We start from the raw sequence: 24631 nt of genomic DNA, 5'->3' as shown, positions 1-24631 counted from the left end.
GGCAGCACGATAGAACAGCATCCGAAGCCCCTGGTTGCGACGGTGTGGATTGTGGTGATCAACCCGTCTACCAGGGGTTTCTCTATGTCGTCAGGTGAGCGTCAACCTTGCGATCACGCTGTGACCAGCAGCCTGCTGCCAAGGGATGAAAAACGTTCAATGCCCCTTCATGGATTCGCATCATGATCGCGTGTCCGGACATCTGACTCATTGCTGGTCGATTCTGCCGGTCGGCGGAACTCCGGAGACATCGAGAACATCATGGTATGAACAGTGCACATGGCATTTCCTCCACCGGAAACTCTCGTGTTTGATGGGATGGGAGCGGAGATGCCGGTGTCATCGCAGGCCAGGACTCCATTCGCGGTGTCCGGGGAGTCGATCACGGCAGGTTCGCACATGTGCGACTCGTGATCCGCGGCCGGAGTGCGGGTCGATCAGGTTCGCACATGTGCGACTCGTGATCCGGGGCCGGAGTGCGGGTCGATGCGGGAAGTCGTCAATCTTTCCGTGAGGGACGGTCAGTCCGCGTCCCGCGCTCTGTGGGGCTTCGGAGCGCCGAAGGTGATTCCGCCTTCGATGTCCCTGGCCTGTACGGAGTCGCCGTGCACGGTGCCGCTGATCTCGTTGTGAACACCACCGGGTCCGGGTTCAGGGCCGGGGCCGGCCCCCTCGGAGGGTGAGGAAACAGCCCCCTCGGAGGGTGAGGAAACAGCGCTCTCGGAGGGTGAGGAAACAACACCGTAAACCGCCAGTCCCAGCCCCAGCAGCCCGGCGAAGGCTCCGAGAACGCTGGCGAGCTTGTCGGCGCGTTCCAGGCCGACCGCGATGAAGTACCATCCCAGCGCGGCCAGTGCCACCAGTGCCACGGCCACACCCGACCAGGTCAGTGCGCGTCTCGACATGCGTTCAGTGTCGGTCATGTCTCAGAACGGGGAAAGCCCTGGATATTGCGAGGCGACCGTGATGTTCCGCCCCTTGCGAGCCGGACGCTCACCGGCCTCGCCGTGCGGGACGATCGATCAGGGTTCAGGACGGCCGCATGGTCTGGGTGCCGATGACGGTGAGGAGTTTCAGCCTGTCGGCGGCCTCGGTGCCGGGGGCGGTGCTGTAGACGATGATGCGGAGGTCGCTGCCGGGCACGGTGAGCACGTCGCAGTCGAGCGTGAGCGGGCCGACGTCGGGGTGGTGGACGGTCTTGCGGTCCGACTCGTGGACGCCGACGACGTGGCTGTCCCACAGCTCGGCGAAGCGCGGGCTGGTGCTCCGCAGTTCGGTGACGAGCGAGCGCAGATCGGTGTCCGCGGGATAGCGGGCGGTCGCCGACCGGAGATCGGCGACCGTGACCGTCTCGAAGCGGATCTCCTGTTCCGGGGTGTGGCTGACGCGTCCTGGAAGGCCCGTGAAGTGGCGCCAGATCACGTTGCGCTCGCGCCCGACCAGCAGGGAGGGGTCCCCGAAGAGCGCGGCCCACGGCCGGTTCCAGCTGATCAGGTTCCAGGCGGCGTCGTTGACGCTGAGGGGCGTGCTGTCGAGCTGGTCGAGCAGTCGTTGCACGCTCGGGGTGATGTGGGCGGACATGCGTCCGGCGGTGGGCGGTGGCTGGCCCGCGAGGAGGAACAGGTGCTCGCGTTCCTGGGTGGACAGCCGCAGCGCCCGTGCCAGCGAGGTGAGGATCTGCGCGGACGGGGAGGTCGCCCGGCCCTGTTCGAGGCGGGTGATGTAGTCGGCCGACACCCCCGCGAGTATCGCCAGCTCCTCGCGCCGCAGGCCCGCCGCGCGGCGCGGCCCGCCACCGGGCAGCCCGACCGCGGCCGGGGCGACCCGGTCACGCCAGTGCCGCAGCGCGGGGCCCAGTTCTGCGCTTTCGGTCATTTACCCAGTATGCGCCGGTTGTCGGGATGCAGCCTGGTACCACCCGTCCCAGGCAGGACGGCGTGTTCCCCGTCCGTCACGTGGTATCGCCCCGCCCGGGACAGGGGAGGACGCCATCCCCGGTGTCGCCCGGCCGGAGGGAGGGAGAGAAGGGTGTTCCCGCCTGGCGTGCGCCTCCAAGACCACTCTTGCGATGATCATCTCGCCGTACGTCAGGGCCTGGCCGAGATCGTTCTTCGCGGGGCCTCCTACGGGCCGGACGACGGGACGGCCGTCCGGACGAACGGCTTGCCGGTGGAGATATGGCGGGTGTTCGAGGACTTCGTGACCTGGCCCCGGCGGAGGCGTTCCGCCCGTCCGGTGGCCGCACAAAGTCTCCGGTGGTCGCACAGAGCCATCTCCGGTGGCCGCACAGAGTCGCAGGATCGCCGCCACCACCTGGACCACGGGCTGGACCACGGGCGGCGGGTGCTCCTCAGGCCCGACCTGGTGCGCTATGTCATCGATTCCGAGGGAAAGGAGATTCCGGCCGCGGCGGTGGACGGCAAGTACAAGATTTCGGCAGGACCCGACGGCCACAGGGCGGCTCTTTACCAGACACCGGCGTACTCGACAGCGCCACGGGGTCCTTTGTTACCCGGCCTTGGGGCAAGGCCCATTTTGGTGGCACTCGCATCCGAGGGTGCACTGCATGGCGACTTCCTCCGAGGAAAACCAGGGCCTGACATTTCTTTGCCACGGTATGGGATTATAAATGTGTTTCCTACGTATTCTGGATGAAAGGTACATAAAGCTCGCCTTGTGAATATTTTTTGGAGTGGGCCGGATGACAGATGGCTGGGACGACGGGGGAGGGCCCGACGAGAAGCTCGTGGAGTGGTTCCTGGATGGGAAGCTCACGGGGGACGAGGTACGCGCCGCGACCTTGCAATCGTGGCGGCGGTGCCAGGAGGCGGGACTCACGCCCGGTGCCGTGAGACCGCGCCTGTCCGGTGACCTTGATTTTGACTGCGGAGTGGTGCGCGCGGCCCGTCCCGTGTTCGAGCAACTGCGTACCGTCATCAAGGACACCCCCGTGACCATGTTCCTGGGCGATGCGAGTGGAGTCTTGTTCCTGCGTAACGAGGGCGAACCGGCCCTGCGCCGGACCATGGACGCGGTCGGCGCCGCGCCCGGATTCCGCTTCGCCGAGGCGGACATGGGCACCAGCGCCTTTGGGTCGGCGCTGGTGGAACGGCGAATCTGCCAGGTCACCGGCAATGAGCACTTCGCGGAGGAACTGCGCGGGCTCACCGGCGTGGGCGCCCCGATACGCCACCCGCTCAGCGGGCGGATGAACGGGGCCATCAGCGTCGTCTGCCTGAAGGACACGGCCAACGCGGAGATGATGGTCCTGGCCCGGCGATCGGCCGCCGCCGTCGAGCGGCGACTGTTCGAAATGGTGGTCGAACACGAGCGGGCCCTGACGGAGGAGTTCCTCCGGGCGCCCGAAGGAGGTGTCGCGACGGCTTCCACGCCCCCGGACCTGTGCCGCCGTGATCGGCTCGCCCTGGAGGACACCGCCGTGAGGCTGGTCGCGCAGGGCCGGGCGGCGGTGGTGAAGATGGCCCTCTCGGACGGCCGCACCGCCACGCTCGTGGCCCAGTCGATCATCGGTTCCACCGCCATCGCGGTGAAGGCGAGGCTCACCGACGGCCAGGAGGCCCGGCCGAACGGGGGAGGAAGGTGACCGGCACCGACGAGTGGCTGCTCGCCATGAGCGAGCCGGGCATCGGCCGGCTCGCCCTGCGGGCGCGTGAGCGACTCAGCCTGCTGTGCGACGCGGGCTCCTGTATCGGCACCACCCTGAAAGTCACCCGGACCGCCGAGGAACTGGCCCAGGTCGCCGTCCCCCGGTTCGCCGACTATGTCGCCGTCGACCTGGCCGACTGCGTCCTGCGGGGCGACGAGCCCGCCGGCATGGACGCGGGGCTGCGCCGGGTCGCCTTCGCGGGCATCGAGGAGGGGACCGCGCTGTACCAGCTCGGCGCGCTCATCCACCCGCTCCCCTCCACGCCGCAGGGACGCAGCCTCGCCACCGGGCAGCCGGTGCTCGGCCCGGTGTTGTCCACCACTTTCGGGTGGCTGGCACAGGATCCCGAGCGCGGCCGGAAAATCTGTGAGCAGGGCATCCACTCGCTCATCACGGTGCCGGTGCGAGCCCGGAGCGTCACGCTCGGGGTGGTGAGCTTCTATCGCGCCACGGGCAAGGACGCGTTCGAGGAGGACGACCTCGCCCTGGCCGAGGAACTGGTCGGCCGCGCCGCGGTGTGCGTCGACAACGCCCGCCACTACACCCGCGAGCACGCGATATCCGCAGAGCTGGAGCGCGTCACCGCGTCGTTGCAGCAGACGCTCGACCGCCAGCGGCGCTTCACCAGCGATGCCTCGCACGAACTGCGCACCCCACTGGCCGGGCTACGGGTCACGTTGGAGGAGGCGCAACTTCACCCCGACGAGACCGACCTCGCCGACCTGGTGAAACACTCCCTGGGCGATGTGGACCGGCTGCAGGCCATCATCAGCGACCTCCTCATGCTGGCCCGGATCGGAGCGGCACAGCCCGCCGCCCTGGAAACCGTCGACCTGGCCGTACTGGCCGCGGCCGGAATCGCACGCCGCACCGGCGATCCGCACCCGGCACGGCTCGACCTCACCGTCGGTATGACGACCGACGCCGTCCCGGAACAGATCGGCCGGGTGCTGGACAACCTGCTGGACAACGCGCAACGGCACGCCGCGCACGATGTGGTGGTCACAGTGCGCCGCGCCGGAAGCACAGCCGAGCTCAGCGTCACCGACGACGGCACGGGCGTGCCTCCAGCGGAGCGCGAGCACATCTTCGAGCGCTTCGCCCGGCTGGACACCGCCCGCAGCCGCGACCGCGGCGGCACCGGGCTCGGCCTGGCCATCGCCCGTGACATCGCCCGCGCCCACCACGGCACCCTTCACGTCGAGGACGCGTCCCCGGACGGAGCGCGCTTCGTCCTCCGTCTCCCGCTCAGCACGCGGACGGCGTGAGGGCCTGGACCGTACGCGAAGGGGCGGCCCGGCCCAGGTCGGCTCGTCGATGTCGTAGGCGATCCGGCGCGGCACCGCGGCCACTCGGGCCAGGTCCGTCGCGACGCGGTCAGGCGTCCTCGTCATCGGCTGGACGCAGGCTCACCACCGGGGGAAGTCCAGAGGTCAGGCGCCGGGATACTTCCCGAGCCAGGCGTCGTCGATCTCGTGGTTCCCGGCCGACCAGGCCGCGAAGTCGTCGGCCAGTTCGGTGATGGCGTCGCGGCCCTCGAGGTGGGCGAGCCACCCGGAGGGGAGTGCCGCCTCGCCGTGGAGGGTTCCCAGGAGGTTGCCGCAGACGGCGCCGGTGGAGTCGCTGTCGCCGGAGTGGTTGACCGCGAGCAGCAGCGCCCGGCCGACGTCGCCGGGCGCGGGGTGCGTCAGGGCGCAGTAGACCGCGATGGCGAGCGCCTCCTCGGCGACCCACGCGCCGCCCAGCGACTCCACCCTCTCCGGGCTCGGGCCGCCCTCCGCCGCGAGGGACACGGCGCCGCGCAGCGCCAGGGTGGTCTCCTCGTGCGAGGGGTACGTCGCCAGCAGGTCCATCGCCTCCCGTACGGCCCACGCGAGAATTTCGGCCTGCTTCGAGGGACTGTCCGGCTCGGCGGGCTCGTGCCCCGCCAGGAAGTGGACGATGGCGGCGAAGGCGCCGGCGGCCAGGTAGCCGGTGGGGTGGCCGTGGGTGATCTGGGCGCACTCGGCGGCGAGGTCGAAGGCGTGGCGGGGGCTTCGCGCGCCCAGGCCGAAGGGGGCCGAGCGCATGACCGTCCCGCAGCCCTTGGAGCCGGGGTTGACCGGTCCCGGCTCGCCGAACGGGGCGAGGGCGACGGCCCGGGAGCCGCGCAGGCCCGACAGGCAGGCGTTCCCGGGGGCGCGCTGGGAGTAGAGCCACTGCTGTTCGCGGAGCAGGCCGGTACGGACCGGGATGTCCTCGGGCGAGGCCATAGCGGGATCGTCGTTCGCCGGACGGCCATACGCCTGCCGGTCGCTCACCTGCCGGTCGCTCACCTGCCGGTCGCTCACCTGGCGGTCGCTCAGCCGTCGGTCGTTCGCCAGATGGTCGTTCGCGGCCGGGGAGGAGGCGCCGGCCGGGGAGGAGGCGCGGGCCGGGCGGGCGGCGGGGGGTGGGGAGCGGTGCTGCTGGGTGTCCAGCCAGCGCAGGTAGGCGCGCCGGACCGCGGCGGCGTCACCGCCGCGGATCAGCCCCTCCACGGTGAACAGCGTCATCTGCGTGTCGTCGGTGATCAGGCCGACCTTGCCGCGCCAGTCGGGGACCAGGCCGGTCAGGCCCTCGTGCCCGTACCGCCTGCGGATTCTCTTGATCGACTCGAACTCGACGGGAGCTCCCAGCGCGTCGCCGAGCGCGCCGCCCAGCAGGCAGCCCCTCACGCGGCCGCGGTGGTCCGGCGGGTCATGGTCGGGAGGACGCACGGGCACGATCCTTTCGTCGCCGGTCGACATCAACGTAACGTGAGATCCGGGACTGTGCGCGAAGCCGCCGAAGAAGAGCGATCGACCCGCGCGTTCTCCGGACGAACGCGTTCTGGGAGCAGGGGGACCGGCCGGGGAACGAGGTGAAACCCTCGTGAAACCGGTTCCGTCTATTTTGGCGTTGACCAGCACCGATGCCGTCCGCAGACGGCGTCCGAGCTGCGCGTGAGGTGACGGGGTCGTCCGCACAGGGGCTTAACGACACGACACCGGGGCGGTATGGGTACGGCCGGCGCCGGCCGTACCCATACCTGGTACCTCGCCTCCCGGCGGTCCGGGTGGGGGGAGTTCAACAGCGAGATCCCATACGCGGCACACGATGATCGTGGTATTGCTGTCGATCACCAGGCCCGCGGGGGTATGGACCGATCTGTTGATGGACGAGGAGAACGATGAAGAAGATCAAGGCGGGGTTACTGGCGCTGATGGTGGCCGGGCTGCTGGGCGCGAGCGCCACGCCGGCCTCGGCGATCGAGCCGCCGTGTCACAGCCACGGGCTCAACTGCGACAGTCACTGGATGAACCCCGGCAAGGGATGAACCCCGGCGAGTAGCCCGCTCGCGAAACCGGTGTCGCCCGAAGCGGCCGGGCGAGGGGCCTCGACGCTCCCGTCCGGCCGGTACCGAGGGCACGGGGAAAGGCCGCCGTGCCAGGTCGTACGGATGGAAGCGTTCGGGTGAGGGCGGCACGGCAGGTCCGTGGGTCGGCATACGGGTCGAAGCGGGCGTGGGAGGCGCACGGGTGACAGGTCAGCACGGGGTGGGCGGCGCGGAGAGCGTGTCGTCGAGGGCGCGGCGGGCGTCGAGTGCCCGCTCGTGCCAGACCGGCAGGCCGATGTCGGCGAACTCCCGTACCGCCCGGTCCAGCATGGCCACGGCCGGCTCGTGATCGCCGCGCTCGGCGGCGAGCCGCCCGCAGGCGAGGCGGGCGCGGGCCGCGACGAAGGGCTCACCGAGCCCCTCGGCCAGCAGCAGCGCCGCGTCGAGCAGGTTGGCCGCGTGGTCGAGCTCGCCCGCCAGCAGCTCGGCCTCGCCCATCCCGAGCATGCCGTACGCCTCGCCGATGCGGTCTCCGGCCGACCTGGCGGCCGTCAGCACCTGCTCGAACGCGTCCTTCGCCCGCGTGGGGTCGTTCTGGCGCAGGCGCAGCAGTCCCAGCCTGTTGAGGATCTGCGCGACCCCGCGCTCGTTGCCCAGCTCGCGGTAGACGGCCAGCGCCGTCTCCAGGAGCGGGGCCGCCGCGTGGGGGTTGTCGTGCTCGATGTGGATCTGGGCCATGCTGCCGAGCACGTGGGCCTCGGCGTGCCGGTCGCCGACCTCGCGGAGCATCCGCAGCGCCCGCCGGTAGGCGTCGAGGGCGGTCTCGACCCGTCCCTCCACCCGCTCGATCAGCGCCGCGTTGCGCAGGGTGAGGGCCTGGCCGTGCCGGTCGCCCACCGCCTCGAAGAGCGGCAGCGCGGCCTCCAGGTGTGGCCGCGCGTCGGTGTAGCGCTGCCGGAACAGGGCGAGCGTGCCCAGCGAGTAACGCATCGCCGCCTCGCCGCGCCGGTCGCCCGCGCGCAGGGCGGCGGCCAGCGCGGTCTCCGAGGTGTGCCGCCAGTCGTCGAAGTGGCCCTGCGCCTCGAACAGGGTGACCGCCGTCATCGCCAGGTCCCAGCACATCTCGCTCAGGTCGAGCCGGGCGGCCTGCTCCACCGCAGCGACCAGGCCGAGCCGCTCGCCGCGCAGCCAGCCGGACGGATCGGCGAGCAGGCGGTCGGAGGTGGCCTCCCCGCAGTCCCAGCGCGGCCCGTCGCCGTGCAGCACGGTGTAGTCGCCGCCGTACTGCCGCCGGTGCGCCCGCTCGGCGAGCGCGAGGTAGCCTCCCGCCAGCCGGGTCAGCGCGGCGGTGGTGGCGCCGGGGGGATCGTCGGCCTCGGCGCGTTCCCTGGCGTGCAGCCGCACCAGGTCGTGGACGCGGTAGCGGGGCTCTCCGGTGCCGTCCTGGCCCGCGTAGTCGACGAGCCGCGCCTCCACGAGCCCTTCCAGGATCTCCTCGGCGTCGCGCGGCCTGCTTCCACGCGAGCCGCCGCCCCGCGAGCCACCGTCCTGCGATCCGGTGTCGTACGGTCCGGTGTCGCGTGGTCCGGGGTCGCGCCGGTCGGCGTCGCGTGGTCCGGTGTCGTACGGGCCCATGTCGAGCAGGGCCGCGGCGACCCAGCCGGCGAAGTCGGGGGTGTCGACCAGGCCGAGCCGCCGGAACAGTGCACGGCCCGGCTCGTCGAGGCCGGAGTAGCCGAGGGCGAGGCTGGCCCGTACCGACAAGGTGCCGTGGGTGAGCTCGTCGAGCCGGGCGTGCTCGGCGGCGAGCCGGGAGATCAGCCGGTCGACGCTCCAGTGCGGCCGGGCGGCGAGCCGCGCCCCGGCGATCCTGAGCGCCAGCGGGAGGTGCCCGCACAGCTCGGCCAGCCGCCTGGCGGCGGCGGTGCCGGAGGTCAGCTCGGCCCGGCCGGTGATCGTGCCCAGCAGCCGTACGGCGGCGGTGTTCCCGAGCACGCCCAGGGCGAGCCGCTGCGCGCCGGGCAGCGCGGTGAGCGCGCCGCGGCTCGTGACCACCACCGCGCAGCCGGTCCCCGCGGGGATGAGCGGCTCGACCTGCGCCTCGTTCGCGGCGTCGTCCAGCAGCACCAGCACGCGCCGGTCGGACAGGTGGGCGCGGTACACCTCGGCGCGCTCGTCCAGGCCGTCGGGGACGGCCGTCCCCGCCACGCCGAGGGCGCGCAGGAAGCGGCTGAGCGCGTGCGACGGATCGACCGGTTCGGGCCCGGCGCCCCGCAGGTTCACGTACAGCCGCCCGTCGGGGAAGGCGTCCCGCAGGTCGTGGGCGGCCCGCAGGGCCAGCGCGCTCTTGCCCACCCCCGGCATGCCGGAGACGGCGCAGATCGCCGGCGCGGCGGCGGGACGGTCGCGCAGGACCGAGACGAGCCAGCGCAGCTCGGTGTCGCGCCCGGTGAGGTCGCTCACCCCGGCGGGGAGCAGGGACGGGGCCACAGGGGTGGCCGGGGTCACGGGGGGCACGGGGGTCACGGGGGAAGGGCCGGAAGCCGGTGCCGCTTCCGGCCGGGGGGCGAGGTCGACCCGGGTGTCCCCGCGCAGGATGGCCCGCTCCAGCGCGCGCAGCTGCGGCCCCGGCTCCAGGCCCAGTTCCTCGGCCAGGACGGTACGGGTGCGCCGGTAGGCCTCCAGCGCCTCCGTGCGCAGCCCGGCCCGGTGCATCGCCACCATCAGCCGCGCGGTCGTGGACTCCACCAGCGGGTCCTCCGCGACCATCGAGAGCAGCTCGGGGATGACCTCCGCGTGCCTGCCCAGCGCCAGGTCGGTGTCGACGCGCTCGGTCAGCACCCGCCTGCGGTCCTGCTCCAGGCGTTCGGCCGCCTCCGCCAGCTGGGCCACGCCGTCCAGTCCCGAGAAGGCCCGGCCGTTCCACAGCGCGAGCGCCTCCCGCTGCAGGACGGACGCCGCCTCCGGGTCCCCCTGGCCCAGCGTCCGCCTGGCGCGTTCGGCCAGGTCGGCGAAGTGCCAGGCGTCGACCTCCTCCGGCCGCGCGGACAGCGCGTAGCCCGAGCGGTCGTGCCGGATCCGCTCGGGGGCGTCGAGGGTCCTGCGCAGCCGGTGTACGAGCACCCGCAGGTTCTTGCCGGCGCGCGGTCCGAGCCGCTCGCCCCACAGCGCGTCGATCAGCGTCTCGGCCGTCACGACGCGGCCCCGCGCGCAGACGAGGAGTGCCAGCAGCTGTTCCTGCCTGCGTGAGGACAGGGGTACGGGACGTCCGTCGGTGATGATCGTCACGTCGCCGAGCACCTGGAATCTCATCAAGCCCCCCGACCGGCTCACGGATCTCACAAATCTCAGGGGGCGAGGTGAACGGTGCCGCGCCCTGGAGGTTTTGGACTGCCCGATTCCGGCGAGGATAGCCCGGATGATCTTTTAACGGTAGTCGGCCGGTGCTCGTCCGTGCCGGCCCGGTGAGCCTCACGAACGCCGGGGCGCCGCCGTGCCCTTTTGGTAACGGTGATGTAACAAACCTTTACCGGCGAGTCCGTCCGATGGTTGACTCCGATCATCCACTGTAAGCGCTTCCACTTTTCGTCGCCGCTGAGTGTAAGCGCTTCCACTCCTGGGAGATCGGACGACGGGTGCCAAACAGTGACGAGGGTCAGGGTGCGACCATCTACGAGGTCGCGCAGCGGGCGGGCGTCTCCATCGCCACCGTCTCCCGGGCACTGCGCAACACCGGCCCCGTCGCGGCCGGAACGCGCGAGAAGGTGCTGAGGGCGGTCGAGGAGCTCAGCTTCACCCCGAGCCGCCTCGGCGTCTCCCTGGCCCAGGGCCGCCACGCGGCCAACGGCATCGTCTTCCCCGACCTGTCGGGCCCCTACTTCGCCGAGGTCCTCCTCGGGTACGAGGAGGTGGCCGCCGAGCTCGGCCGCTCCGTGCTCATCCTGTCCACGCGCGGGCGGGCCGCCGTGCAGGACCTGGTCAGGGACCTCGTCGGCCGGGTGGACGGCATGGTGATCTTCGGCAGGACCGTCGAGGACGCCGTGGTGGACGAGATCGTCAGGAGCAGGACGCCGCTGGTCCTGCTCGCGCGCGACCCCGTCGCGCGGGCGGACGCGGTGTCCAGCGAGAACACCGCGTCGGCCGAGGCGCTCGCCACCCACCTGCTCGGCCACGGCTACACCACCTTCGCCCTGGCCGGGGACGACGACCGGGGCGACGTCACCCAGCGCTGGACGGGGGTCAGGCGGGTCCTGTCCGCCCACGGCATCCGGCCTCCCGCGCCGCTGCCCTGCGAGCTCACCGTGGAGGGCGGGTACGCGGCGGGGCGGACGCTTCTCGGGGGAAGAACGACCGGAGCGCGCCGTCCCGAGGCGGTGATCTGCGCCGACGACCAGGTGGCCCTGGGCGTCATCCTGGCGGCCGAGGAGCTCGGCCTCGACGTGCCGGGCGACGTGGCGATCACCGGCTGGGACGACATCATGGCCGCCCGCCACGCCAGGCCCGCCCTCACCACGGTGCGCCAGCCCATGCGCCTGCTCGGCGCCCGCGCGGCCCGCGCGCTGGACGAGCTCATCAAGGGCAGTCGTACCGTCCCGAACTCCGAGATTCTCCCCACCCAGCTGATCGTCCGATCCAGCTGCGGGCCTCACCCCCTGGAGGAAAAGTGAAGAAGTACGCCGTCGGGATCCTCGCGCTGGGGCTGGTGCTCGCCGGGTGCGGCCGGAGCACCGGAGGGGCCGCGGAGCAGGCACGGGACGTCGACACCGGCAAGGCCACCGGCGAGGTCACGGTCTGGGCGATCGGGGCCGAGGGCGAGGCGCTGGGCGCCTTCGCCAAGGACTTCGAGACGGCCAACCCCGGCATCACGATCAAGGTGACCGCGCTCGGCTGGGACGCGGCCCACGACAAGATCACCGCGGCCATCGCCGGGAACGCCACCCCCGACGTCACCATGCTGGGCAGCACCTGGATGGGCGAGATGGCCAAGACCGGCGCCCTCGACCCCACCCCGGCCAACCTGATCGACAAGTCGGCGTTCTTCCCCGGCGCGTGGGGCACGGTCGAGGTGGAGGGGACCGCGTACGGCGTGCCCTGGTACGTCGAGACCCGCGCCCTGTACTACCGCAAGGACCTCGCCGAGAAGGCGTCGGTGAAGCCGCCCGCCACCTGGGAGGAGACCACCGCCTTCGTGAAGGCGCTCAAGGAGAAGGGGGGAGCCTCGCTCGGCGTCGAGCAGAACTTCCGGCAGGGCTCCTGGCAGGAGGTGCTGCCGCTGGTGTGGCAGGCGGGGGGCGAGATCGTCTCGGGTGACAAATGGACGCTGGACACGCCCCAGATGGTCCAGGCGCTCAAGCACTACGGCTCGTTCTTCGAGAGCGGGCTCGCCAGCACCGACCAGCCGACCGGCGCCTTCCCGCAGACGTTCGTCAAGGGGAAGGTCGGCGCCTTCTACTCGGGGCCGTGGATGATCGCGGGTCTGGAGAAGGACGGCGGCGAGGGCTTCGGCGACAAGCTCGCCGTCGCGCCCTACCCGAAGGGGAGCGCGGGAGGCCCCAGCCTGGTCGGCGGCAGCGACATGGTCGTCTTCAAGGACTCGAAGAACCGCGACGCCGCCTGGAAGTTCCTGCGCTGGCTCGTCGACCCCAAGGTCCAGGCCACCTGGTACACCAAGGTGAACGCGCTGCCCAGCGTCGAGGCCGCCTGGCAGGACCCGGCGCTCACCGCCGACGAGCGCGTCACCGTCTTCGGCGACCTGCTCAAGGACGCCAAGGCCGTCCCCGCCGTCCCGACCTGGGAGCAGGTGGCCAAGGTGATGGAGACCGAGGTCGAGAAGATGGCCCTGGGCAAGCAGACGGCCGAGGAGACGGCCAAGCGGATCCAGGAACAGGCCGAGACCATCGGGACCGGGGTCTGACCATGGTGGTCAGCGAGCGGGTGGGCTCGCGCGAGCCCACCGGACCCGCCCCCGTCAGGGAGCGGCGGTCCGGGGGAGGGTTCCGCCGTACCGGCCTGGCCTGGGTCTTCGTGACGCCCTTCGTGGTGATGTTCGCGGTCTTCTGGGCGGGGCCGCTCCTCGTCGAGCTCGGCATGAGCTTCACCGACATGCGCAGCACCGACGTGCGCGACCCCCTCGGGGTGAACCTCGTCGGGATCGACAACTACCTGCGGTTGTTCGACGACGAGCTCATGCGCAAGGCGGCGGTGAACACGCTGATCTTCGTGGTGACCGCGCTCCCGCTCACCATCGCCCTCGGGCTGGCCGCGGCCGTGGCGCTGAACTCCGGGATCGCCCGGCTGCCCGCCGCGTTCTTCCGGCTCGGCTACTACCTGCCGTACGTCACCAGCATCATCGGCGTCGCGGTGGCCTGGCGGTTCCTGCTCGAACCCGACGCGGGACTGGTCAACCAGGTGCTCGGGGCGGTGGGCGTGGACGGCCCCCGCTGGCTCGCCGACGAGGACCTGGCGCTCCCGGTGATCATCGTCATGACCGCCTGGCGGAGCTTCGGCTTCGACATGGTCGTCCTGCTCGCCGCCCTGCAGGGCATCCCCAGGGAGCTGTACGAGGCCGCGGAGGTCGACGGCGCCGGGCGCTGGGAGCGGTTCCGCTCCGTCACGCTGCCGATGCTCCGCCCGGCGCTGCTGTTCTGCACCGTCTACAGCTCCATCGGGTTCGCCCAGTTCATGGAGGAGCCGCTGGTGATGACCCAGGGAGGCCCGGCGGGGGCGACCACCTCGGCGTCGCTCGCCATCTACGACCAGTTCGGCTCCGGCAACTACGGCTACGCCGCCGCGGCGGCGAGCGTCCTGTTCACCGTGATCGTGGCGCTCGCGGTCCTGCAGTTCCGGGTCGGGAGGTCCAGATGAGACCGGTTCGGGACCGTCAGGACCGTCAGGCCTCCGTGAGGCCGTCGTCGGGCCGGGAGGCCGGGACGAGACCCGCCCGGGGGCGGAAGGCCCCCGCGAGACCGGCTCCGGGCGGCAAGGCGCTGGTCAAACGCCGCTTCTCCACGTACGCGCTGCTCAGCGCCGGGCTCGTGCTCGTCGTGCTGCCGTTCGTCTGGACGCTGCTCACCTCGTTCAAGCCGGAGACCGAGATCAGGCGGACCCCGCCGGACCTCCTGCCGGTGCGGTGGACGCTCGCCAACTACGGCGAGCTGCTGGAGAAGATGAACATCACGCAGGTGTTCGTCAACAGCGCGGTGGTGGCCCTCGCCACCGTCGCGGGCAACCTGCTGTTCTGCTCGATGGTCGGGTACGCCTTCGCCAAGCTCGCCTTCCGCGGCAAGAACGTGCTCTTCGCGCTGGTCCTCACGCAGATGGCGCTGCCCGCGATCGTGGTGATGATCCCGCAGTTCGTGCTCATCGCGAAGCTCGGCCTGGTCAACACCTTCCTCGGGATCATCCTGCCCGGCCTGGTCACCCCGCTCGGCATCTTCCTGATGCGCCAGTTCATCGCGGACATCCCCGACGAGCTGATCCACGCCGCGCGGGTCGACGGGGCGAGGGAGTTCCGGATCTTCTTCAGGATCGTCATGCCGCTCTGCAGGCCCGCGCTCGCCACGCTCGGCCTGATCACCTTCCTCGGCTCGTGGAACAACTTCCTGTGGCCCGCGGTGGTCGCCCAGAGCGAGGACATGTACACGCTGCCCGTCGCGCTCGCGATCTTCAACGGCTACCAGGGCACCCAGTACGGCCTGCTCATCGCCGGGGCGGTGGTCGTCGTGCTGCCGGTCCTGATCCTCTTCGTCTTCCTGCAGCGCTTCTTCACCCAGGGCATCGCCTCCACCGGACTCAAGTAACCCCCCATGTAAGGAGCCCCCGTGCGTCGTCGTCACGTGGCCGCCCTGACGGCCTGTCTCGCCCTGATCACCGCCGCTCCATCTCCGGCCTCGGCCGCGTCTCCCCCTGTCTCCCCCGATGCCCCCTTGACGGCTTCGGGCGCCGATCGGCAGCGGGAGGTGCTGCGCCGCTACGCCGCCGACACCTGGAAGTCCATGGCCGCGATGGCCGACCCGGCGACCGGGCTGCCCTCCGACAAGATCGAAGGCTCGCTCGACCCCGCCACCCGCGCCAAGGTGACCTCGCCGACCAACATCGCCACCTACCTGTGGAGTACGGTGGCCGCCCGCGACACCCGCCTCATCTCCAAGGGCGAGGCCCTGCGCCGCGTGAGGAAGACGCTCGCCTCGACGGCGAGGCTGGAGCGGCACGCCCCGACCGGCCAGTTCTACAACTGGTACGACCCGCGCACCCTCCAGATCGTCCGCACCTGGCCGGAGAACGGCTCGGCCGTCCAGCCGTTCCTGTCCAGCGTCGACAACGGCTGGCTCGCCGCGGCCCTCATGATGCTCAGAAGCGCCGTCCCCGAGGTCTCCAAGCAGGCCGACGCGCTGGCGAGGGGCATGGACTTCGAGTCCTACTACGACCCGCAGGCGCGGCCCGACGCGGGCACCGGCCTGCTGCGCGGCGGGTTCTGGCCGGACAGGCCCACCGGCTGCTCGGTCGAGAGCGACTACAACGGCTCGGGGACCACGGTCCACTCCACCTGCCACCACTACGGCGCGCTCACCGAGGCCAGGATCGCCAGCTACGTCGGCATCGCCCTCGGCCAGCTCCCCCCCGAGCACTACTACGGCATGTGGCGGACCTTCCCCGACACCTGCGACTGGGCGTGGGCCGAGCAGAAGCCGGTCGGCACCTGGCGCACGTACATGGGCGTCAACGTCTTCGAGGGCACCTACGGCTACCGCGGCATGCGCCTGGTGCCCACCTGGGGCGGCAGCATGTTCGAGGAGCTGATGGTGACCCAGCTCGTGCCGGAGGACGTCTGGGGCGCCAGGAGCTGGGGCCGCAACCAGCCCGTCTACATCGCCGCCCAGATCGAGCACGGCATGAACGAGGCGAAGTACGGCTACTGGGGCTTCTCCCCGTCCAACGACCCGGCCGGGGGCTACCGCGAGTACGGCGTGGACGCGATCGGCATGGACACCCCCGGCTACACCTCCGACCAGGAGCGCACCTCCGTCGACTACGGCTTCGAGGGATGCCGCGAGGGAACGCCCGAGCCGGCGTCGTACGGGGACGGCGTGGTCACCCCGCACGCGTCGTTCCTCGCGCTGCGCCACACGCCGGACGCGGCCCTGGACAACCTCGCGAGGCTCAGGGCGAACTTCGACGCCTACGGGCCCGGCGGTTTCTACGACGCGGTCGCGGTGCGCAGCGGCAAGGTCGCCAAGCAGTACCTCGCCCTCGACCAGGGAATGATCATGATCGCGCTCGGCAACGCGCTCGCCGGCGACAGCCTGCGCCGCCACTTCGCCACCCGCGACGTCACGGCGAAGCTCGCCCCCGTGCTGCGCCAGGAGGAATGGGCCGTCGTGCCTCCCAAGTGAGCCGCACCCCACCGACCACCCAACCGACCATCGGGGAGACGTATTCATGAGCACGGCCGACGCCGCACGCCAGGACTGGCAGGCCCGCATCTACAGGGCGTCGGGGGAGGTGGCCTCGGCCCGTCCGGCCGGACGGGCCGAGGTCGCCGCCCCCGGCGGCCTGCGCGCCGACAGCGGGGGCGGGCACGTCACGCTGACCTGGGAACCGGTGGCCGGGGCCATCGGCTACCTCGTCCACCGCGCGCCCGCCGAGGAGGGGCCGTACGCCTCCACCAAGCAGCGCGACGTCGACGTGCCGGCCGTGCCGGACCCGCGCTACGTCGACACGCGCGGGGAACCGGCCTGGTACCGGGTCGCGGCCGTCACCACCATGGAGCGGACCGGCCCCTTCACCGGGCCGGTGTTCGCCGCGCCGCTCGCCGAGCCGGGCGCGACGAGCCTGCGGGTCGACGCCTCCGCGACCACCCGGCCGCTGCCCAGGCCGTGGAAGTACATGATCGGCTCCGAGCACCTGTCGCACATGCTGTCCGCCGACACCGTGGGCGGGCGCCCGATCGGCCCCGAACTGACCGAGGCGCTGTGGACGATGCGCGACGAGCTCGGCGTCGAGACCGTGCGCGCCCACGCGATCCTCTGCGACGACCTCGGCGTCTACCGCGAGGAGGACGGCAAGCCCGTGCACGACTTCAGCCGGGTGGACGAGGTCTACGACACGATCACGGCGTTCGGCATGCGGCCGATCGTGGAGCTGTCGTTCATGCCGCGCGACCTGGCCTCCGACCCGTCGAAGACGGTCTTCGGCTACGGGGCGATCATCTCGCCGCCCAGGGACTACGACCGCTGGGGCGACCTGGTCCGCGACCTCACCCGCCACCTCGTCGACCGCTACGGCCTGCGCGAGGTGGTCGACAACTGGGCCTTCGAGGTGTGGAACGAGGCCAACCTGGAGGTCTTCTGGAGCGGCACGCCACAGGAGTTCTTCCGCCTGTACGACGTGTCGGCGGCGGCGGTCAAGGACGTACACCCCGACATCCGCGTCGGCGGCCCGTCGTCGGCGGCCAACGGCTGGGTCCAGGAGCTGATCGACCACGTGGACGCCTCGGGCGCGGCGCTCGACTTCGTCTCCACCCACACCTACGGCAACGCCCCGCTCGACTGGCGGCCCGTCCTGGAACGGCACGGCCGCGCGGGCACCCCGATCTGGTGGACGGAGTGGGGGCCGACCCCCACCCACTTCCACGGCATCGGCGACGGGCCGTTCGGGGCGGCGTTCCTGCTGCACGGGATGAGGTCGGCGGCCGGGCGGGTGGACGCGCTCGCCCACTGGGTGGCCTCGGACCACTTCGAGGAGCTGGGCCGCCCACCGGCGCTCTTCCACGGCGGGTTCGGCCTGCTCACGGTCGGCAACCTGCGCAAGCCCCGCTACCTCGCGCTCACCCTGGCCGACCGGCTGGGCGAGGAGGAGCTCGCCTGCTCGGCCGGCGGCGACGTCGCGGGGGTCGAGGCGTGGGCGGCGCGCTCGGTCACCGGCACCGTCGGGGTGCTGGTGTGGAACGGCACCCTCGACCAGGACCGGGCGGACGGCGCGGAGATCCTGGCGCGCGAGGTCACCCTCACCGTCGAGGGCCTGGCGGCGCGGGAGTACGCGGTCAGCCACCACCGGATCGACGAGCGGCACTCCAACATCCGGGCGGTCTGGGCGGAGATCGGCGGGGACGCCGGCTGGCCCGAGGGCGAGCAGTGGGAACGGCTCCGCGCCGCGAACACCCTGGACGAGCTGGAACCCGCCCGTACCCTCCGGGTGGAGGACGGGACCCTGCGGCTGGAGTTCACCCTGCCCATGCCGGCCGTCTCCTACCTGGAGTTCACCCCGGCCTGACGAGGACGCGTCCGATCGCCGGGCCGCTTTCGGGAACCGCGGGCACGCGGGAGGGCAACAAGGGGTGTCCTGACCGAGAGCCGAAAGGCCTGATATGAGCGAAACGAGCCGGACCCGGACGGGAACGGGGACGGGCGGCACCTTCCCCGCCGACGGGACGGGCGACCGTGATGCCCTTCCCGCCGGTGGGGCGGGGGGTCGTGGAGCCCTCCCCGCCGGTGGGGCGCGCGACCGCGACCTCTCTCCCGCCGGTTCCCTCCCCTACGGGACGGAGGCCGACGACGCCTCCCTCATCGTGCTGTCACGCCGGGAGCCGGAGGCGTTCGCCGAGGTCTTCCACCGGCACGCGCCGGACATCAAGCGTTACGTCACCCGGCGGCTGGGAACCGACGCGGCCGAGGACGTCGTGGCGGACACCTTCCTCGCGGCGTTCCGCGGCAGGGAGGGCTACGACCCGGCGCACCCCAGCGCGCGCCCGTGGCTGTACGGCATCGCGACCAACCTGATCAGGCGGCACAAGCGCGTCGAGGTGCGGCAGCTGCGCGTCCTCGAACGGACCGGTGTCGACCCGGTGACCGTCCCGTTCACCGAGCGCAGCGACGAGCGGCTGAGCGCCGGTGCCGCGCGGCGGCGGCTGGCGGCGGCCCTGGCGAGGCTGCCCGCGGGCCACCGGGACGTGCTGCTGCTGGTGACGTGGGGCGGCCTCACCTACCCGGAGGCCGCCCGGGCGATGGGCATCCCGGTGGGCACGGTTCGCTCGCGCGTCAACCGGGCCAGGAGCAAGGTGCGCGAGGAACTCGGCGGGGTCGACCCCACGTCCATCAGCGAGGAGACCTTTCATGGATGAGATGACCCAGTTGGACCGGCTGCGCTCGGAAGTGCCCAGGCCGGACCGTACGGAACTGCGGGCGGAGGAGCGGCGGCTGCTCTCGGAGATCGCCGCCCTCGGCGCGGCGCCCTCCCCCCGCCGGGCCCGCCGCCCGGCGGACCTGCGAAGGAACCTCCGGCTGAGCCTCGGGACGAGCGTGCTGGTGGGCGCCGGGGCCGCGACGGTCGTGGCACTCGGCTTCGTCGACATCGGCTCGACCCCCCGGCCGGAGCCGGCCGTCAGGGTGGCGCCCGTGGCGATGTCGGCGGTGCTCCAGCGGGCCGCCGACACCGCGAGCGCGCGCGACGACCTGCGTCCGAGGCCCGGCCAGTTCCTCGCGTACGAGCTGCAGGTCATGTCCCCCGTCAAGCTGAAGGAGGGCGGGAAGGACGTCCGCTACCTCGACCGCAGCCTGTTCAAGGTGTGGCTGCCGGTCGAGGGCTCCTCCCTGGACGGGGGGGTCATGTCGAGCGAGCATCTGGAGCCGAGGCCGTTCCCCGGGGAGCCGCTGCCCGCCGAGGCCAGGCGCAGGCAGGGAAGCGCCGTGGCGCCGTCGAGGCTCACCGGCCACGACATCCGTCCCGAGTACCAGCGCACCGACTACGCCTACCTGAGCCGGTTGCCCACCGATTCCGAGGGGATGCGCGAGCACCTCTACCGGGGTCTGTCCCGGGACCCCCTGGCCGACTACAAGGCGTGGGGGAGCGTCGGCTCGATGATCACACAGGCGTACATGCCGTCCGCCCAGCGGGCCGCGCTGTTCCGGGCGGCAGGCACGATCCCCGGCGTCGAGACCGTCGACGAGGCCGAGGACGCCGCCGGGCGCGACGGGGTCGCGGTGGCGATGGCCAACAGGCTCGGCGGGGTGCGGCACGAGTACATCTTCGACCGCGTCACCTACCTGTACCTGGGCGAGCGCGTCGTCGTGACGGACGCGGCGAAAGCGGGAGCGCCCGCGGGCACCCTGCTGACCTCGACGGCGCAACTGAAGGTCGAGGTGGCCGACAGCGCGCCCGAGGTGACCGTCCCCGATGTGAACGCGCCCGAGGTGACCGTCCCTGATGTGAACGCCCCGAGGTGACCGCCCCCTGATGTGAACGCGCCCGAGGTGACCGCTCCCGACTCCGGCAGCCTGCGGGAAACGCACAACTAGCACAGACCGTGCAACTGTGACGCACGGGTCGAGTGGTATTAATCCACACTCTTTTCCACAGTTCAAGGGCTGGCGGATTCAACATTCTCTGTCACCATTGCCCCATGCATGCCTTCCGTTTTGTTCGCGCCGCGGTGTTCGCGGTCGTGTGCGTGACGGTGTCGCTGGCCATGCATGTGCTGGCCGGCGGCAGCCCGGTGGGACCGGGCGTGCTGGTCTGGGCGATGCTGCCGACCGCGGCGGGCGCGTTCGCGCTCGCCCGGCGGCGGCGTGGTTTCGGCATGCTGCTGGGAGCGGGTTTCGCCGCGCAGTACGGCATGCACCTCTGGTTCACCTCCGGCGCGGTACCTCCGTCGACCGGGCATGAGCACGGCGCCGGTGGCCTGTCCACCGGCCTGTTCATGTTGCTGGTGCACGCCGTGACGGCGTGGCTGTCGGCCCACTGGCTGGAGCGCGGGGAGTGCGGCCTGGCCACGCTCCTGTTCCTGCTCTTCGCCACGGTCCTCACCCTGCTGCGGTGGCGCGCCCCCGTCGCCCGCCGCGTCACGCTTCCCCCCGCGCCCGGCGACCGGGTGCCACCGGTCACCCGGCTGCTCGCCGCCGCCGTGTCGCGCCGCGGGCCGCCCGCGCTCTCGTACGCCGTCTGACATCGGGCCGTCGCGCCCGGAGACCGCCGTGCCCTCGCGGGCCCGCCTCTCCGAGCGCCGCACCCCTCCCCGGCCGTGGGCCGTCGCGCCGTCGCGGCCTCCCCGCCGGTGAGCCCGGACGTCGGCGCCCAACTGCTCCCGGTTAGTACCGGCAGCACCTGCCAGCACCTGCCAGCACCAAACGCCAACGGGCCGCGCGCCCGGTTCCCAGCATGCCTCCGGCGGGCGGGAACCGGAATCTCGCGCGCCCTTCCGCGACGCCGAACTGAACCTCACACCGCGGTGACGCGTACCTGACGGTGCGCGCGTTCCCTGCGAACGGAGAACTCTCCCCATGACGTCTGACGTCGAGATCCAGCCCGAGACCGGATCGTCCGGTCCCTCTCCGGCCCCCGTGCCCCCGGTGCCCTCCACCTGGGCGACGCTGCGCTCGCTCCTGCTCCGCCTGCACTTCTACGCGGGAATCCTCGTCGCGCCCTTCCTGCTGGTGGCCGCGACGACCGGCCTGCTGTACGCCGCCTCCTTCCAGCTGGAGAAGGTGGTCCACTCCCACGAGCTGACGGTCCCCGTACCGGCCGGGCAGCAGAAGCTGCCCCTGGCGCGACAGGTCGCCGCCGCGACGTCCGCGCAGCCGGGGGGAACGATCAGCGCCGTGTGGACCTACGACGAGCCCGGCGCGACGACGCGGGTGCTGTTCAACGACCCCGCCCTCCCGGAGAGCGTCCGCACGGCGGTCTTCGTCGACCCGTACACCGCCGAGGTCCGCGGCACGCTGGAGAGCTACGGCAGCTCGGGCGCGCTGCCCGTGCGCACCTGGATCTCCCAGCTCCACCGCCACCTGCACCTGGGCGAGCCGGGACGCGTCTACAGCGAGATGGCCGCCAGCTGGCTGTGGCTGGTCGCGCTCGGCGGTCTGGTGCTGTGGCTGACCCGCCGTCGCCGTGCCGGTCAGCGGCTGCGTCGTATCGTCGCCCCCGAGCGCGGCGCCCGCGGCCAGCGCAAGACCCTCTCCTGGCACGGCTCGGTCGGCCTGTGGGCGCTGGTCGGCCTGCTCGCCCTGTCGGCCACCGGCCTGACCTGGTCGAAGTACGCGGGAGTCAACGTCGACGTGATCCAGCGGGGGATCGGCTGGGGCACCCCGTCGATGCCCGTCTCCGGCGGTCACGGTGACCACGGCGGCCACGCCGGAGGGGACGCGGGCGCCGCCCCGGCCGCCGACGTCGACCAGGTCGTCCAGGCGGCGGCGGGCAAGGGCCTGTCCGGACCCATGGAGGTCGTCTGGCCGGCCGAGTCCGGCGACCCGTACGTCGTCAAGGAGACGGACCGCCTCTGGCCGCAGCGCAACGACCAGGTGGCGGTCGACGCCACCAGCGGCCAGGCGGTCGCCGAGCTGCGCTTCGACGACTTCCCCATCGGCGCCAAGCTGACCCGGTGGGGCATCGACGGGCACATGGGAGTGCTGTTCGGCCTGGTCAACCAGATCCTGCTCGCCGCGCTCGCCGTGGCGCTGATCTCGGTCATCGTGTGGGGCTACCGCATGTGGTGGCTGCGCCGCCCGACCCGCGGGTTCGGCGCCCCCTACGAGCGCGGCGGCCTGCGGCGGCTGCCCCTGGCCGTGGTCCTGCCCCTGGCGGTCGTGGTGATCGCGGTGGGCGTGTTCCTCCCGCTGCTGGGCATCTCGCTGCTCGCCTTCCTCGTGGTCGACGTCGTCCTCGCCAGGGTCGCGGCGTCACGCGCGAGGAAGCCGGAAAACGGCGGGCCTGACGTGCCCGCCGGGCTCGGCGAGCTGGACGCGCCCGCCGAGTCCGGCGAGCCTGCCGCGGTCGGCAAGGCCCGCGAGCCGGATGAGCCCGGTGAGACCAGCAGGTCGGAGGCCGGGGTTCCCGGCTGAGACCCGCCGACGGCGAAAGACCTTCCAGGACCCGGACCGGCCGGTGACGAGTGACACCGGCCGGACCGGCCGAGACGGCGGGGGTGCGGCGTGGGGCGCACGCCGCATCCCCGCCCCGTCTCCGCCCCCGGCTCAGTCGGGGTGGTGCTGGTGCTGCAGGTAGGCGGCGGTCTCGGGGTTCGCCGGGAAGTACGCCTCGATGGCCAGCTCGGCGACGGTGATGTCCAGCGGGGTGCCGAAGGTGGCCATCGTGCTGAAGAAAGCGAGCTCCCGATAGCCCCGGCGGAGCCTGAGGGGGATCACGATGTCACCGGGCCCCGGCCGGTCTATCTCCGGCTCGGGCTGGTCGCAGGGATAGTCGTCGAGCTCCTGCCAGAGCGCCGCCAGCTCGGGGTCGGCGGTGAGGCTCATCTGGCGGCGGAGCCGGTGAAGTAGGTGGGCCCGCCACTCGCCCAGATTGATGATCCGCTGCGCCATGCCCTTGGGGTGCAGGCTCAGCCGCAGCACGTTGACCGGCGGGACGAGCAGCTCCGGCGCGACCCCGCGCAGCAGCAGCCCGGTCGCGGCGTTGCGGTCGATGAGGTTCCAACGCTGGTCGACGACCACCGCCGGGTACGGTTCGTGCCCGCTCAGCACCTGCCCCAGCGCCTCCCGCACCGACGCCATGTGCGGCGAGTTGAGCGGCGTCTCCGCGTAGAGCGGCGCGAACCCGCCGGACAGCAGCAGGTGGTTGCGCTCGCGCAGCGGGAGCTCCAGCTCTTCCGCGAGGTGCAGGATCATGTCCCTGCTCGGTTTGGACCGGCCCGTCTCCACGAAGCTCAGGTGCCTGGTGGAGATGTCGGCCTGGATCGCGAGGTCCATCTGGCTCATCCGCCGTCGTTCCCGCCACTGGCGCAGAAGCTCGCCTACCGGCCGGGACGCGCTGGTGGTGGTCACGTACGCCACGATAACCGGCGGCGATCGGCGAAACCATTACCACGTACGTAACGCCCGCCATGATGTCGGCGACGCACCCCCGCGCCACGTCCGGGCAACGCGAACCAGGCACCGGAATTTATCTCCACGCATCACGGCAAACCGCCGAGCTGTTGTCCAGTTCGCTGGACGACCTTCGTCCAGTACGCTAATTTCCGTGCGTGCTCCAGACATACCCCGAGATCCGCGACCGGATCTACGAGCTCGCACGCCGGCACGCCCTGCGTCCGGACTGGATCGACGCGGGCAGGACCACCCGGTCCCTGTTGCTCTACGACTCCGACCAGGTGGTGGTCGCCCGGTCCCGGGTCCCGATGCGGCATATGGACCCCGACCTGCTCGCGGCTCTCGCGCATGACTTGGAAGACGTGTTCGGAAAGGGACGGCTGGAATGACCGACGCACCCCTGCGGCTCACGATGAAGGCCGTGCGTAAGACCGACTACTGGATCGCGCTCCCGATGGACGCCCCCATCCAGGGAGGTGTCTCCGGCGACACCCTTGCTGAGCTGTACGAGGAGGTGGAGGCGGCCAAGCACTTCATCCTCGACGCACCCGCGGAGGCCGAGATCGTTGTGACGTACCTCTACGAGGTCGCCGGTGTCCCACCCGCGGTGCTCGACACCTACAGAGACCTTCGGGCACGGCGTGACCAGGTGGCCGCGCAACTCGGCGAGACCGCCAGGGAGGCCGTGGCGGCTCTCCGGGCGGCGGGCGTCTCCGTCCGCGACAGCGCGGCCCTGCTTGAACTGTCGAAGTCGCGGGTCGACCAGCTCAGCGCCTGAAGGGCGGCCCGCACCGCCGCGACGGCCGCCCGCGGGGC

The 24631-nt window shown here is 71.8% G+C and carries 21 protein-coding genes; 16 read left to right on the top strand and 5 right to left on the bottom strand.

Annotated elements, in window-relative coordinates:
• Positions 1 to 186, top strand: a 186-nt coding sequence (locus ACFYWM_RS18330; RefSeq protein ID WP_389916028.1) for a hypothetical protein, incomplete at its 5' end; no start/stop codon positions are given.
• 335 nt (positions 187 to 521) lie between these two features.
• Here the strand turns inward: ACFYWM_RS18330 and ACFYWM_RS18325 are convergent.
• Both ACFYWM_RS18325 and ACFYWM_RS18320 read right to left on the bottom strand, forming a co-directional pair.
• On the bottom strand, positions 522 to 905 hold the full coding sequence (locus ACFYWM_RS18325) for a hypothetical protein (protein WP_389916025.1): 384 nt from the start codon (positions 903 to 905) through the stop codon (positions 522 to 524).
• A gap of 124 nt (positions 906 to 1029) precedes the next feature.
• The gene (locus ACFYWM_RS18320; RefSeq protein ID WP_389916022.1) at positions 1030 to 1875 is read right to left on the bottom strand and encodes a helix-turn-helix transcriptional regulator; all 846 of its coding nucleotides are present in this window, start codon (positions 1873 to 1875) and stop codon (positions 1030 to 1032) included.
• 826 nt (positions 1876 to 2701) lie between these two features.
• Here ACFYWM_RS18320 and ACFYWM_RS18315 point away from each other — a divergent pair.
• The gene (locus ACFYWM_RS18315) at positions 2702 to 3604 is read left to right on the top strand and encodes a hypothetical protein (RefSeq protein ID WP_389916019.1); all 903 of its coding nucleotides are present in this window, start codon (positions 2702 to 2704) and stop codon (positions 3602 to 3604) included.
• A complete protein-coding gene (locus ACFYWM_RS18310) occupies positions 3601 to 4935 on the top strand; it encodes an ATP-binding protein (protein ID WP_389916016.1) in 1335 nt (444 codons plus the stop codon). The genes ACFYWM_RS18315 and ACFYWM_RS18310 overlap by 4 nt, the downstream gene beginning before the upstream one ends.
• A gap of 165 nt (positions 4936 to 5100) precedes the next feature.
• On the opposite strand, the gene ACFYWM_RS18305 is transcribed toward ACFYWM_RS18310, so the two are convergent.
• A complete protein-coding gene (locus ACFYWM_RS18305; protein ID WP_389916013.1) occupies positions 5101 to 6405 on the bottom strand; it encodes an ADP-ribosylglycohydrolase family protein in 1305 nt (434 codons plus the stop codon).
• Between the two features lie 452 nt (positions 6406 to 6857).
• Here ACFYWM_RS18305 and ACFYWM_RS18300 point away from each other — a divergent pair, with 452 nt between their 5' ends.
• Positions 6858 to 7004 carry a hypothetical protein gene (locus ACFYWM_RS18300; RefSeq protein ID WP_389916011.1) on the top strand — a complete coding sequence of 49 codons (147 nt, stop codon included), beginning with the start codon at positions 6858 to 6860 and terminating at the stop codon, positions 7002 to 7004.
• 210 nt (positions 7005 to 7214) lie between these two features.
• Here the strand turns inward: ACFYWM_RS18300 and ACFYWM_RS18295 are convergent, their stop codons facing one another.
• Complete coding sequence (locus ACFYWM_RS18295; protein WP_389916008.1) at positions 7215 to 10316, bottom strand: BTAD domain-containing putative transcriptional regulator; 3102 nt, start codon at positions 10314 to 10316, stop codon at positions 7215 to 7217.
• Between the two features lie 323 nt (positions 10317 to 10639).
• On the opposite strand from ACFYWM_RS18295, the gene ACFYWM_RS18290 reads away from it, so the two are divergent.
• The 10 genes from ACFYWM_RS18290 (at position 10640) to ACFYWM_RS18245 (ending at position 22834) form a co-directional block, all read left to right on the top strand.
• Positions 10640 to 11671, top strand: coding sequence for a LacI family DNA-binding transcriptional regulator (locus ACFYWM_RS18290; RefSeq protein WP_389916005.1), 1032 nt, complete (start codon positions 10640 to 10642; stop codon positions 11669 to 11671).
• The gene (locus ACFYWM_RS18285) at positions 11668 to 12918 is read left to right on the top strand and encodes a sugar ABC transporter substrate-binding protein (protein ID WP_389916002.1); all 1251 of its coding nucleotides are present in this window, start codon (positions 11668 to 11670) and stop codon (positions 12916 to 12918) included. Before ACFYWM_RS18290 ends, ACFYWM_RS18285 begins: the two co-directional genes overlap by 4 nt.
• 2 nt (positions 12919 to 12920) lie before the next feature.
• Positions 12921 to 13868 carry a carbohydrate ABC transporter permease gene (locus tag ACFYWM_RS18280; RefSeq protein WP_389915999.1) on the top strand — a complete coding sequence of 316 codons (948 nt, stop codon included), beginning with the start codon at positions 12921 to 12923 and terminating at the stop codon, positions 13866 to 13868.
• Positions 13865 to 14803: a carbohydrate ABC transporter permease gene (locus ACFYWM_RS18275; RefSeq protein WP_389915996.1), complete on the top strand. Its 939-nt coding sequence runs from the start codon at positions 13865 to 13867 to the stop codon at positions 14801 to 14803. The genes ACFYWM_RS18280 and ACFYWM_RS18275 overlap by 4 nt, the downstream gene beginning before the upstream one ends.
• A 21-nt stretch (positions 14804 to 14824) precedes the next feature.
• The gene (locus ACFYWM_RS18270; protein ID WP_389915993.1) at positions 14825 to 16396 is read left to right on the top strand and encodes a glucoamylase family protein; all 1572 of its coding nucleotides are present in this window, start codon (positions 14825 to 14827) and stop codon (positions 16394 to 16396) included.
• A 46-nt stretch (positions 16397 to 16442) separates the two neighbouring features.
• Entirely contained in the window at positions 16443 to 18275 is a 1833-nt protein-coding gene (locus tag ACFYWM_RS18265) for a glycosyl hydrolase (protein WP_389915990.1), read from the top strand.
• A gap of 94 nt (positions 18276 to 18369) precedes the next feature.
• Positions 18370 to 19122: an RNA polymerase sigma factor gene (locus ACFYWM_RS18260; protein ID WP_389915987.1), complete on the top strand. Its 753-nt coding sequence runs from the start codon at positions 18370 to 18372 to the stop codon at positions 19120 to 19122.
• Positions 19115 to 20224 (top strand): CU044_5270 family protein, encoded by a 1110-nt coding sequence (locus ACFYWM_RS18255; protein ID WP_389915984.1) that lies wholly within the window; start codon positions 19115 to 19117, stop codon positions 20222 to 20224. The genes ACFYWM_RS18260 and ACFYWM_RS18255 overlap by 8 nt, the downstream gene beginning before the upstream one ends.
• A gap of 176 nt (positions 20225 to 20400) precedes the next feature.
• Positions 20401 to 20943: a hypothetical protein gene (locus tag ACFYWM_RS18250; RefSeq protein ID WP_389915981.1), complete on the top strand. Its 543-nt coding sequence runs from the start codon at positions 20401 to 20403 to the stop codon at positions 20941 to 20943.
• A 334-nt stretch (positions 20944 to 21277) separates the two neighbouring features.
• On the top strand, positions 21278 to 22834 hold the full coding sequence (locus ACFYWM_RS18245) for a PepSY-associated TM helix domain-containing protein (protein WP_389915978.1): 1557 nt from the start codon (positions 21278 to 21280) through the stop codon (positions 22832 to 22834).
• A 132-nt stretch (positions 22835 to 22966) separates the two neighbouring features.
• Here the strand turns inward: ACFYWM_RS18245 and ACFYWM_RS18240 are convergent, their stop codons facing one another.
• Positions 22967 to 23770: a helix-turn-helix domain-containing protein gene (locus ACFYWM_RS18240; RefSeq protein ID WP_389915975.1), complete on the bottom strand. Its 804-nt coding sequence runs from the start codon at positions 23768 to 23770 to the stop codon at positions 22967 to 22969.
• Between the two features lie 200 nt (positions 23771 to 23970).
• On the opposite strand from ACFYWM_RS18240, the gene ACFYWM_RS18235 reads away from it, so the two are divergent.
• Together ACFYWM_RS18235 and ACFYWM_RS18230 are read left to right on the top strand one after the other, a co-directional pair.
• Positions 23971 to 24204 (top strand): hypothetical protein, encoded by a 234-nt coding sequence (locus ACFYWM_RS18235; protein ID WP_389915972.1) that lies wholly within the window; start codon positions 23971 to 23973, stop codon positions 24202 to 24204.
• A complete protein-coding gene (locus ACFYWM_RS18230; protein WP_389915969.1) occupies positions 24201 to 24593 on the top strand; it encodes a hypothetical protein in 393 nt (130 codons plus the stop codon). Before ACFYWM_RS18235 ends, ACFYWM_RS18230 begins: the two co-directional genes overlap by 4 nt.
• Positions 24594 to 24631 lie beyond the last annotated feature (38 nt).

The organism is Streptosporangium sp. NPDC002721 (assembly GCF_042888905.1).
Classification (GTDB): Bacteria; Actinomycetota; Actinomycetes; order Streptosporangiales; family Streptosporangiaceae; genus Streptosporangium.
This window is presented reverse-complemented; position numbering and strand designations above follow the sequence as displayed.